The 12,934-nt window shown below is 41.9% G+C and carries 5 protein-coding genes; all 5 read right to left on the bottom strand.

Going from position 1 to position 12,934, the window contains the following annotated elements; all coding sequences use genetic code 11:
• Positions 1-13 precede the first annotated feature (13 nt).
• The 5 genes from IDJ75_RS05305 to IDJ75_RS05285 all read right to left on the bottom strand — a co-directional run bounded on the left by IDJ75_RS05305 (position 14) and on the right by IDJ75_RS05285 (position 12,696).
• Complete coding sequence (locus tag IDJ75_RS05305) at positions 14-2,113, bottom strand: ferritin-like domain-containing protein (RefSeq protein WP_191174548.1); 2,100 nt, start codon at positions 2,111-2,113, stop codon at positions 14-16.
• A gap of 329 nt (positions 2,114-2,442) precedes the next feature.
• Complete coding sequence (locus IDJ75_RS05300) at positions 2,443-3,363, bottom strand: PorP/SprF family type IX secretion system membrane protein (protein ID WP_191174547.1); 921 nt, start codon at positions 3,361-3,363, stop codon at positions 2,443-2,445.
• Positions 3,364-3,863: 500 nt separating this feature from the next.
• Entirely contained in the window at positions 3,864-11,075 is a 7,212-nt protein-coding gene (locus IDJ75_RS05295; RefSeq protein ID WP_191174546.1) for a cadherin-like beta sandwich domain-containing protein, read from the bottom strand.
• 115 nt (positions 11,076-11,190) lie between these two features.
• On the bottom strand, positions 11,191-12,117 hold the full coding sequence (locus IDJ75_RS05290; RefSeq protein ID WP_191174545.1) for a methionyl-tRNA formyltransferase: 927 nt from the start codon (positions 12,115-12,117) through the stop codon (positions 11,191-11,193).
• Positions 12,118-12,153: 36 nt separating this feature from the next.
• On the bottom strand, positions 12,154-12,696 hold the full coding sequence (locus tag IDJ75_RS05285; protein WP_191174544.1) for a phage tail protein: 543 nt from the start codon (positions 12,694-12,696) through the stop codon (positions 12,154-12,156).
• Positions 12,697-12,934: the final 238 nt, after the last annotated feature.

The following is a 12,934-nucleotide window of genomic DNA, read 5'->3' as shown; positions in this document are numbered from 1 at the left end:
GCAATAATTATTTTTAGGTTGATGGCGGGAATGCAAGGCGCAGATCGCTTGGTTTTGGTTTTTCGGGAACCTTTTCGCCGCGTTTCTTTAACACTTCCGCATAAGCCCTCCAGGCAACATCATAAACAAATTCGCCCTCGGCATAATCCATTATTTGCATAGCTTCGGCTTTATGGGTTCCTTTAGCAAAATTAAACAATTGCATTTTGTACTTCTCATCCTTAGGAAGCGCAGGGTAGATCTGCGATGCAGATATAGGTACGGCACAACCGCCGAAACCACCGCAGGCGTTATCTGATGGCGGGCTGAATGGCAAGCCTTTACCCGGTGTAGGTACAGAACCGCCGCATCCGCTGCCACCGCCGGTAGATTGTACGAAACCGCAGCCACCTTCGGCCTTGCAATCGTTTGATCCTTTACAGGCATGAAATAACTGGCTTGGCGCACAACTGTCCAGATAGCATCCGGCATCAGGATTTTCATCAAGGTTCATCCCCTGGCACGCGTGGTATAAATGCACATTGCGGTCGTATGGCTTCTCACCCTCTGCTATGATGCCTAAAGTGATATCCGGAATCTTACCAAAAACGGCCCAGCAAATAGACATCCTATCGCCCGAACCGCCCATTGAAGGGAACGGAAACTCCACTTTCGGGTTTTTAAAGTACTCATTTAACACTCTGGTAACCCCTGCAATGGCACCTGCTGATGTGCGGCTGAAAAGATCGTAGTTTTTATCGTCTTTATCTTCCAGTTTTAAGCGATTAAGGGCGTCTGCAATATCCTTTGTAGTTGGTAGCTTACTTGAAGGATCAGGCGTGTAGCCAGCGGTTTGCAGCATTTCTGCCGTCCATTTATTACCATCGGCATGCCATTGGTCCCAGGTGGTGATGCCACCACTTTCAATAAGCGTTTTTACAAACTCAAAAGTTTCAAAGTGATCCATTTTACCGAATACACCACGGGCATTTGCCTTTGCCGAATCAACCTCTTTCCCATCTGCATTAAACGACGGGTATTTTTTGCGCAGCACCGGGCAGCTTGGCTGAAACTGGTTTTGAACCGCCATCAGGTTACCTGATGCCATGAGGCTTTTCAGGGTTAGTGGAGCGTCGAATTTCCGGTCTGCAGCCACTTTGTCTAATATTTCTTTCACAACACCTGCGCCTTCGCCCTGGTCTGTGATACCGTTTATCATATTTAATACTTCTAACAGTGCCTTTTCACTGTCAAGTGTATTGATGCTTGTTGGCATGCCAGGATATTCATTTTTATCTTTTTGATCGGGGTTTATCCTGCCCGGGTTAAAAACTTCCTGTTGCAGGAATGGGCAAAGCGCCCTGTTATCGCCTGGTTTTAAAGGAAGTTCAACACCAGGGTTTGCGAGTTGTATTGATTTTGCAAACACTACATCCCATAAGGTTTTGCCGTCCGTATATTCAAGCGACAGGTATTTCCACAACTGCATGTACATGTTACCTATCGAACCAAACCATGGTAAGGCTTGCCCCGGCTCCCAATCTTTATATGGTGCCTGCTGGTTGTATTTGCTTTGAAACATTTCCTCGGTCATCATATGCCTCGCGTCCTCTTCGGTTTGCTCAATAGCCAGGAAAAGATCCATCTGAGCCAAATTCATAGGGCCTATATTTACCCTGATGTTTGGTTTATTGGTATCTTTAAAATCTAAGATACCCGGCAACACAGATGAATCCGGCGAATAGCATTTCCATGCGAAGGTTTTTTCGTCCTGTAATGGTTCGCAGGTAAACTTGGGGTCGTAGGCAACGGCCTTTGCCAGGTTCGATACAATTTGCAGGTGAAGCATTTCGGCTACAAAAACACTAAAAACTGCATTAAATGCCAATTCGTTAGAGTTTACCGTTTTAGATGATGCCGACATGCCCGGCCAGATGCGGCCTTTATACACACTGCTATCCCTGCTGTTGATCTCGTGCATTCCTTGCAGCGAATACAATGCCGTCATGTACAAGGGAATAGTAAACAATTCTACGTTCACAGCTGCCTGCACAAGGGTATGCAAGGCCTTTTCATCCTTTTCACGGAGTGAAACATCCCGCTGTTGTTTGCTTTTAAATAATAATTTGCTCATTGTTTTAAGGTATTTAAGGTTTTGGTATTGTTCCGTTTGCTAAATGCCTGAGGCCTTCAATGCCCGGCAAAAACACATATAAGCCGCCATCAGTCCGTATAAATTGCGGCAGGCCTTTCAGAATTGTATAATCTTCCTTTTTGGGTTCTGGTGGTGAGCCGGGTGGTAAAAAAGCAAATTTTTTATGTCTATCTATACCATCATCAATACCAAACACCGGGTCGATACCGCTATTATTGTGATAATATCGATCAAAATTGCGTTACGCTATTCCTATCCCAATGCTACACTAAACCGCAGCAATAGATAAACCCTTTATACCCCCTGCACTACAGCAACTTACGTTCGCTGGTTTTACCAAAGCGGTAGGCCAGGCTAACTTCGTGTATAGTGGTGTTAAAACCGCCCAGGTTGTTTGATGATGTACCAAACTGATAGCTATAACCCACTTTAAACGTATCGGTAATTACTGATATAATACCCGAGGCCCTTTTATTGGTACGATAGCCTGCACCAATACCAAGCTGTTCTTTTAAAAATATTGTCCCGGTAAAATCTGCAAGCAAAGGCGAGCCGTTTACATATGATACCAGCGTTGATGGTTTAAACTTGATATCATCGCTCAGATCGGCCAGATAAGCACCTGAAAAGTAAAAGTGATTTTTAAGATAATTTGCCTGTTGCACAGATGCCGTACCCAGGCTACGGATACTTAGCTCAGGTACCGATACGCCTACATAATATTTATCACTATAAAACATTACCCCGAAACCTATATTAGGTTTGGTTTCGCGCACATCATCCCTAAACTGAGGGTCATATGAATCGAGTGTTGAATAATTTGCATTATAATTGCGTACACCTGCATTTAACGATACAGCCAGGTAATCGTTACCGGTAAGTTGTATAGCTTTGGCAAAAAAGGCGTTTACTTCTAATTGTTTTTCAACCGCTACCTGGTCGTTAAGTACATATATACCAGCTGCACCACCTATTGATTCTATTGGCAGGCTACCGCTAAATAACAAACTGGTTGGTGCCCCGTTAATACCTATAAATTGTTTACGGCCCATCAGGTTTAGTGATCCGGCTTTATCTAACATAGAGTATGCAGGGTTTATAGGGGTCAAATTATCGGCATATTGGCTGTAGGCATAGATCTGTTGCTGCGCCACAAGCCTGTTGCTGCATATCATCATCAATATGCTTAATAGTAGTAAAAATTGTTTTTTGTTTAGGTTTAAACTCATGCCCGTTGTTTCTCGCACCACTGTTTTGTTAATCTGTTAATAATTAGGGAATATTTTGCTCTGTATTTGACCTGCTGATATTACTAATAGTGATAACAAAACATGATTTGAAAGTGATGGAATGAGCTTTACGCACCCGGCATTATGATGAGAATCTGCCGGTAATTGTGAAAGTAAAGCTGTTTTCATAAAAAGCAATTTAATCAGGTTTATATCAATTAGTAACAAGCCCTGCTATCGGTAATAACCTTCAAGCAATTGTTTAATCAGGGGCAATAGTAAGCAAGCAATTTACAAATTAATAGCGTTAAAATATTATAATTATATCCCCTAAAACTACTGCTGCTACCTTACAAATCTCTATTAAAAACAAAACGCGTTATAGGGTAAAAACAGCTTATTTACACTTTAATTAAGGGTGAAATAAAGTATTATAAAAGTTTTTTAAATACAAAAGCCCCCGCTAACACGGGGGCTTTTACCAGGATGGTTATTATTAATTAATACTTAATGATGATATAGCCGGTTTTGCGTTTGTTTTGTTTATCAACCTGGTACTCTAATGCATAGAAGTATGTGCCCGGTTTTAGTAATGCGCCCGTTTTGTTTGAGTGCCCATCAAAAGTATGACTACCATCTTTACCGTAGTCTTTGGTCTCGAATACCAATGTACCGCTGGTGTTCATGATAGACAGTTTGTTACCTGCATAAGCGCTGATGCCTTCAATGTACAGGAAGTCGTTCGAGCCGTCGCCGTTTGGTGACACCCCCTGGTGAACCACTACCCCATCGTCTCCTGTTGGTGCAACATTGTTAGCCGTTTTATTAGCAAATAGCAGTTTACTGCCATCCTTGTTTACCGCCAGCAAACTTGATGGCCTGGTTACATTTACCGTATAGGTTTTGGTTGTTGCTCCGTCTTCTGCTAACACTACTATTGTTATTAATGTTGAACCGCCCGCTGTAAGTTCTATAGGATCTGATGATGTACCACTGGTAATTACTGTACCATTCACTGTAACCCCCGCACCGTCACTAACAGTAGGTATCACCCTGATATTACGTTGTTCAGGGCTTACATTAGCCACATAATTTACATTACCAGAGCCTGTAGTGATGGATAAAGTTGTTGCAGGACTCAATACTATTTTCGCCGATGTATTACTTGAGCCTGTATGCCCTACATTGATAGAATAGGTATTAACAGTTATACCATCTTGTGCCGTTACCGATATGTTGATGATGGTTGACCCGGCATTAAGCACTATCGGGTCAGAGAATGTTCCGCTGTTTACTATGCTACCGTTAACCCTGATCACCGCATCTGCCTGTTGAGCGGTTGGTTTCACGCTGACGCTATTTACATTCGGGGATACAGAGGTTACATAATTAAAATTAGCTGTGCCGGTTGTACTAAGAAGAGTTGACGCTGGGTTAAATGCCAGACTTACTAAAGCATTGTTGGAACCCGTACGGTTAACGGTTATAGAATAAGTAGTAACCGTTAAACCATCCTGTGCCGTTACCGATACGTTGATAATGGTTGGGCCGGTATTAAGTGCTATAGGATCGGAGAATGTTCCGCTGCTTACAACGTTACCGTTAACCCTAATCACCGCATTTGCCTGTTGAGCGGTTGGTTTCACGCTAATACTGTTTACATCAGCAGATACTGAGGTCTTATAATTCACATTAGCTGAACCTGTTGTGCTAACAAGTGTCGACAATGGGTTAAAGGTAAAGCTCACCCTAGAATTATTGGAGCCGTTTCGATTTATGGTTATGGAATAGGTATTAACCGTTACCCCATCCTGCGCAGTTACCGAGACATTGATAACGGTTGGCCCGGTATTAAGTGCTATCGGGTCAGAGTATGTTCCGCTGCTTACCACATTACCGTTAATTTTGATCACTGCGTCTGCCTGCTGAGCGGTTGGCTTTACACTCACGCTACTTACATCCGGAGATACAGAGGTTACATAATTTACATCAGCTGTGCCCGTAGTGTTTTCGAGTATTGACAATGGATTAAAGATAAAACTCACCCTCGCATTATTTGACCCCGTACGATTTACAGTTATAGAATAAGTTTTAACTGTTACACCATCCTGTGCCGTTACCGATATATTGATAATGGTTGGCCCGGTATTAAGTGCTATCGGGTCAGAGTATGTTCCGCTGCTTACCAAGCTACCGTTAATCCTGATCACAGCATCTCCCTGCTGAGCTGTAGGCTTCACGCTCACACTGCTTATATCCGGAGATACAGAGGTTACATAATTAAAATTAGCTGTTCCGGTTGTAGTAGCAAGATTCGACACGGGGTTAAGTGCCAGGCTTGCTAATGCATTATTTGAACCCGTACGGTTTACGGTTACAGAATAAGTTTTAACCGTTACACCATCCTGTGCAGTTACCGATGCATTGATAATGGTTGAACCTACATTAAGCACTATCGGATCAGAGAATGTTCCGCTGCTAACAACATTACCGTTAACACTGATCACCGCATTTGCCTGTTGAGCAGTTGGTTTCACGCTGACGCTGCTTACATCTGGGGATACGTAGGTCACATAATTAAAATTAGCTGTACCGGTTGTAACTAATAATGTGGATAATGGGTTAAGTGCCAGGCTTGCTAATGCTACATTAGATAGTGGTACAGCCTCTCGGGTTACATTTACAGTGTAGGTTTGTTTAGTAACACCATCTGCTGCAGTTACCACAATCCTAATCCTATTTGGAGGGCCTTCAAACAAATTAATTGTAGCTGTAGGGCTCGATTGTGAAATTTGAGTATCGCCTATTGTTATAGTTGCTGTACCAACAGTTGCTACAGGCGTAACTGCTATAGAAGTAACATTATTTGGTACCGATACGTTGTATGTTCGTGTTGCTGGAACGAAAGCTGGTGTTAAAGTACCAGCATTTATTGTTAATGAGGCAAGTGTTACATCAGCAAATGGTAGCCTGTTTATATGTACCTCATATGTTTTGGTATGGGCACCATCTTCTGAAGTTACCACTACTGTAAATACGTTATCACCTAATGATATCGGCAGCAAATCTGTAGTAGTATCGTACGGTAAAACAACACCATTAACCGTTACAGTAGATACACTATTTTCTGAAACTGCGAATAAACGCACTGAGGCAATATTGTTAGGGGCATAAATTGGTGTAAGTTCTTCCCCCATAGAGAAGTTAAAGTTTTTAGAGAAACTTGATCCCGAAGAAACATTCAGCGCTAACAGGTTAGCAACCGGCGACTGTAGCGGCGGTGCCTGGCCAGCGCGGGTAAGTACCAGCGTGTAGGTTTTGGTAGAACTGGTATCCTGCGAGGTAACCACTATGTGGTAAGTATTTGACCCACCATGTACCGGCAATGTATAGTTTGCAAATCTTGGCACTACTGTACCATCTATTTTAACTATAGCGTTTTCATCTGCAGATACAGCGTTTAACGGGATGCCGGTATAAGTAGAATCGGCAACCGTAGCTGTGTAATCTAAAACGTTCGGGTTAAACTCTTCGTTAACAGATGTTATAAAAGGGAAAGATAAGCTTGCCAGATCTGCATTTGATGACCTTAGCCTGTAAATATTTAACACATAAGAAATATGATTAAGGCCATTCTCTGAAGTTACATCTATAACTACACTATTAGCACCAAATGCTAAAGACACATTATTGCCAAGGGTTGTATTTAAAGATTGGTTGTTAACTTTTATAATTGCCGCGTTGTTTGTTGACGTTGGCAGGAACGTTAACACCCCAACACCAGTTGCAACAGTTGCGCTATAAGAATGCGTACTGCTAATAAATGGCGTGTTTAAAGTAATGCTGCTGTTACCAATTGATGTTAAGGTAGCATCAGCAGATTGAGCACGGGTTACGGTAACCTTGTATATTCTTTCGTCACCGTTTTCAGCTTTAGAAACTATGGATACTTGGGTTTCGCCAACATTAAGCGCGGTATTTACCGGGTTAGTTGTTGCCAGGTCATATCCGCCTACAAATATGTGTGTTGTAGGAGAAACAGCCGTAGCGGTTACATCTGTTGAGGTAACCAGGTTACTAACCGATGCTGTATAATTTAAGGTGTTGGTATCAAAAGCGGGGCTATAGACTAAGCCGCCTAAGTTTAGGCTGGCTAACAAATTATTAGTATCGTAAGCCCTGAAAATATTTAACGTGTAATATTTTGTTGTCGAACCATCCTGCGCGGTAACAATAATGTTAAAGTTATTATTACCTGTATTTAAAGGGACGTTTTGGGTAATGCCCGAAGTAAGTGCCCCCCCGGTAAATTGTAGGGTTGCATTTTGCTGGTTAACAGTAGCTATTAAATTAAACGATGTTACGTTGTTAGCAACGCTGAAGCCATAGCTTGTCTGGCTGCTGCTAAACACCGGGTTTAAAGTACCTTGGTCAACAGTTAGGTTGGCAAGTGTGGCATCTGTTGATGCAGTGATGGTAAGTGCGGTACTGTTTGCTGCATCCTGCACAAAATTATAGTTTGCAGCGCTTAAGCCACTGCCAATTATAGGATAGTTGCCAAGTGCGGTGTTTAAGCCTGCTGTTGATGTAAAGCTTAAAGTACCGGTTGTTGCCGATGCTTGGCTATCCCCACTAACAAAACCTGTTACCGAACCTGCAAAGGTTGGGTTTACTGTTTGGAACGGGCGGCTTGCCGGCGTAGCAACGTAAGTTAAAGTGGCTTTATTAATTGACAGGTTTGCACCAGTATAATTAATAACATAGTTGCTATTTAATGCTAATGTGCCCTGGGTAATAGCGTAAACTCCTGCGTTTTCGCCGGCATCCCTGGTAAGGCTACCTGTAAAATTATCACCTATTGCTAATGCATCGTTAGTATAGTTAAAAGCAGGGTCAGCATCGCCATAGTTTTTGCTTGTTGCAGCGGCGGTTACATTAATAGTTTTTGTTCCAATGGTTAAATTAGCGCCAACATATATGATATTATAATTGCTGCCTAAAGTTAACGTGCCCTGGTTAATAGCATAAGTACCAACACTTTCGCCTGCGTCACGTGTTAATGCGCCGCTAAATGTATCCGAAAATTCTAATGGTGCGCTGGTATAAGTAAGTGCGGGATCAGCATCGCCGTATGCTTTTGTTTGGGAGTAGACATTAACGGCAATTGATTTAGCTGTGATAGTAAACGTATTAGTTACAAAGCTGATGTCATAGTTTGAAGACACATCCTCTCCTGTACCAATGTTAACCGGATGTTTATTACCTAATGTTAATGCGTAAACGCCAACATTTTCCGACGTATTGTTTCTTCCGAATGTTCCGGTCATGCCATCACCCGAAGCAAGACTTGTACCATTGAAAGAATATGGAGCACCGTTTGCAAAGTCTGCTTGTCCGTAAACTTTAGTAACCGGAAGTGGCGCTACGGTAAGCGGGCGTTTAGTAATGGTTAAAGTATTACTCACAAAGGTAATATCATAATTAGCACTTTGGTCAGCCCCGCTATTTACATTAACCGGGTGTTTAGCACCTAAACCCAGATTATAAACTCCAACATTTTCACCCACCGGTCTTTCAAAAAGCCCCGTCATACCATCACCATTAGCTAAGCCCATTCCGCCTATTGTATAAGAAAAAGATGCAGGATCTGCGTCGCCGTATACTTTGGTTTTTATGGTAGGTGTAATGGTTATTGCACGTTTAGTAATAGCAAAGTTGTTACTAACAAAGCTTAGCGTGTAATTATTACCTAAGGTAAGTGTATTTTGCGTAAGGGCATATAACCCTACATCTTCGCCTGCTGCACGGCTTAATGAGCCGGTAAAGCTGTCGCCGCTTTTAATTGCGCCCGATGTAATAGTATAAGCAAAACTTGGTTCAGCATTACCGTAAACTTTGGTTTGGCCGGCCGTTGCGGTAACCGTTATGGCATTTTTGTTTACAGTTAAACTCTGTACAACATTGGTAGCTGCCAAAGTATTACCATCACCACCTTGTGAAGCAGTAATGTTTGCAGTACCAGCTCCTACTATATGAATCTGTCCGCTTATAATAGTAGCCACAGCAAGGTTATCGCTACTGTAAATAACACCAAGGCCGCTGCTTGCGCTTGCGCCCGGTGCAAAATCGGCATCGCCATATGTTTTTGTGGCTATACCGGCAAAAGTTATTGTTTGTGCCGCTTTAGGGCGGCTAACTGTTAGTGTGTATGTTTTTGTAGTTATACCGTCTTGTGCGGTTACCAGGGTTGTAATTACGTTATCACCTATATTTAAGCTGATAGCGCCTGATGCTGTACCCGAAGTAACAGCAACATTATTTACTTTTATACTGGCGTTACTGTTGTTTTTTGTTGGTGTAACAGTTATGGTTGAATTTGCATTGGCTACCGATGCGGTATAACTTAATGTCCCCGATGAAAAACCAGGCGTTAATGTACCTGCACTAATGGTAAAGCCCGAAAGTGTGGCATCATTTGAAAGTGTTGTGAATGAGGTAACCGCACCATAAGAAGTGCCCGCACCACTTGTGGCGTAAGATCTTAAATAGTACGTTGTTGAACCAGTAAGGCCAGAAATACTTCCGGAAAAGCTACCTGTACCTGAGCCATTTGACGCTTTAACAACGCCGCTGCCGCCTATTGTTGGCATAGTATTGCTTGAGCTGTACACTACCCCGCGCTCGGTTACACTTATGTCGCTCCTGGTAACATTACCACCTACTGTAGCCGTACCCGAAGATACCGAAGTTGCAGATGCAGTAGTTAGTACCGGTATATTAGGCACCCATAAAGAAGTAACCGTTGAACTACCAGGTAAACTTGATAAGGATTTTATTACAGTAGCAGTACCTGTTGAAAGATCTATAGATGAAATTGTACGCGCTGGCGAAACATTGTCAAATACAAATGCACGGTTATTACCCAGATCCAACGCCATAAAGGTAGGCGCTTGCGCAACACCCACAACAGCTGCATAACCGGTGCCATCGGGATGAATTCTGCTTATAGCATCATTGGAGTTTGTAGCGCCTGAGTTATTTGATGACAGGTAGTAAATATAATCTGTTTCGGCATCATAATCAATATCCTGTACAAGGAATGGATTACCCGCCGGGGCTGTTATGGTTATAGTTTGCGCAACGGTTCCTGCAGATAAGTTTATTGTTAAAAAGTTTTTTTCGGACGCCAACTGGTTATACACATAAGCCTTATTATTTGCAATATCCAATGCCAGCAAGGTAGGGTTTTTACAAAAACCAGATATGACAACGGTTTTACCAGTTCCATCCGGCTTTACTTTGATTAACGCGTCATTTGAGGTAGCAGATGTAGGGCCGCTATCTGCTACAACATAATAAATGTAATCATTTATCGGATCGTATTTAATAGCATAGCATCTTGCAGTAGCTTCTGTTATAGGTATAGTAGCCGTTACAGCACCCGAAGTTAAATTTACAACTTTGATGCTCAACCCGTTTGGAGGGGTTGTAGAAAACGCCTCGTATACAAATGCACGATTATTAGGCAGGTCAATTTCCATTAGCCCGGGCGATGCTGTAAATGAATTTGCCAGCAAGGTAGCATTGGCTCCATTGTAATCCATACGGTTTATGCCATCAACAGTTGAGATCGACCCGGAGGTGGCATCATTTGTCATGTAATAAACCTGTGCCTGGCTCCTGTTACCAATACCAAGCAGTACCAGTAACATTAAAGCCATTGTAAAAGACCTCATATCTCTTACTAATAGATTTTTCAACAAGGGTAAAAGTTTTTTCATAATAAAATTTTAAGCGTTCAGGTATATATTTTACCGGCTATGCCGTTTATATTTTGCTAATAAATATTTGCCCTGTTTTTAAACCATAAAAACCTGCATGCCGGGCCGGGATGCAAGTATTATTTATATTAAAAAAGTTAATGTTTAGCATTTTATTGTTGATACAGGCCACATTAAACTTGTTATTCGCAATTGTGATTGTTCCGGGTATGTTATTTGCTTCTGTTGAAGCTGGTTCGGCATCTAATATTTTCAGTTCGTATCCGTTTATCAACGTATTTGCACCATTATTCCACGAAGTGCAGGCTTTCACCAGATCAACAATCTCATTTGCATCCATTGTTTCCCAGTTTATCATTACATCGGCCAGTTGGGGCCTATTATAATACCAGGCCTGGCTTTCGTCTTGTATCTTGTAATCAGGCGCTTGCTTACTGTTCAGTTTGGTAAGTATGTATGCTACCCCCTGCACCTGCAGCTGGCCAAATGCCTGATTTATATAATTGTAAGTATGGTATTCCTCATTTTTAATACTTTGTTCCCAAATAACCGGCCCGCTATCAAACTTATTGGCTAACTGGTGTATAGTTAAACCTAACTGCCGTTCGCCGTTTTTTAATTGCCAGAAAACCGGTGATGGCCCTCTGTATTGCGGCAGCTTGCCAAAATGTATGTTAAATATGCCTTTTGGCACATTATTAAGTTTTGCAACATCAATTTTATTACTGTAACCAGTTATAAATATCACGTCTGGTTCGTTCAGTTGCTGCCAATTGTATAGCTCTTTCTTATCATCTTCTGCATAAAACGGTATGTTGCTTATCCTGCAAAAGCCAGCTAATTCGCTCACGCTTATATCAGCATAGGGCGATTTTCCGAAGTATAACATAACCCCTACTTTAATACTGCTTAGGTACGAAAGCAGGGGTATGCATATTTTTGAATTTGATACTATGCCAATTTTCACCGGCATGTAGTAAAATGCATCAAACTTGTATTCATTTAATTATTATGGTCTTGAAGGCCAAATACCAGACCATGCGATAATATAATTGATACCTAAATAAGGTGTTACTACATTTACCGGCTGGCTGCCGCCTGCCGAAGCAACGGTTTTTGGATTCATAGTTACATCCGGTGCTGCCTGTGAATAAATATTTACACCCGAGCCACTAACAGGGTCGCCGGGGCTCGTAGCCGGGAATGCGCCGGTTGGTTGTAGAACTGTACCGTCTGCAGATACTGCGTTAAGAATGTGTGTGTGCGCAGGCATTTGCAGGGCAGATAAAGTAACGTTTTCATTACCGCCTATTTGTCCAAGTTCGTAACGTGATACGTTTCTTCCCTGTCCGTTGCCTGAGTGAATAGGTGTACGACCGCGTAGATCCGGTAAGTTAAAAGTTTGCACACCATCGCCGCCATAGGTAGTACCTAATAAAGCAAACAAAGCTGAGTACTGGCTGATAGGAAGAGTTGATCCGTCGCAAAAAAACCAGCCGTTTGGTGCAAAGTTGCCCGCAAACATTTTAATTTCGGCCAATAAAGGTTCCATAGTTTAAAGTGATAAGGTTTAGGTTAAAAATTTTGTTTATTATCTGTAAATATAAAATATTTAATTAGTTGGCAATAATTTTTATTAAAAATCGTTAGCAAAACCTTCACATACCCATTCGCGCTAAAATTGCTATCGTTTATCTTAACAAATCTGCATTAAAACCTATAATTAATATAGGGTAAAAACAGCTTTTTTCACAATTGCTTAAGGTGGAAAAAAGGCATGGCTTTAATTT

The sequence above is a fragment of the Mucilaginibacter rigui genome, assembly GCF_014773275.1.
In the GTDB taxonomy this organism is placed as follows: Bacteria; Bacteroidota; Bacteroidia; order Sphingobacteriales; family Sphingobacteriaceae; genus Mucilaginibacter; species Mucilaginibacter rigui_A.
The sequence above is the reverse complement of the archived record's forward strand: the minus strand, read 5'-3'. Positions and strand labels throughout refer to the sequence as shown.

Bases quoted from the DNA above. Each gene is read 5' to 3' on its own strand.
- IDJ75_RS05295 (WP_191174546.1), bottom strand. From the start codon at position 11,075: ATGTTACTGGTACTGCTTGGTATTGGTAACAGGAGCCAGGCACAGGTT.
- IDJ75_RS05305 (WP_191174548.1), bottom strand. From the start codon at position 2,113: ATGAGCAAATTATTATTTAAAAGCAAACAACAGCGGGATGTTTCACTC.
- IDJ75_RS05300 (WP_191174547.1), bottom strand. From the start codon at position 3,363: ATGAGTTTAAACCTAAACAAAAAACAATTTTTACTACTATTAAGCATA.
- IDJ75_RS05285 (WP_191174544.1), bottom strand. From the start codon at position 12,696: ATGGAACCTTTATTGGCCGAAATTAAAATGTTTGCGGGCAACTTTGCA.
- IDJ75_RS05290 (WP_191174545.1), bottom strand. From the start codon at position 12,117: ATGCCGGTGAAAATTGGCATAGTATCAAATTCAAAAATATGCATACCC.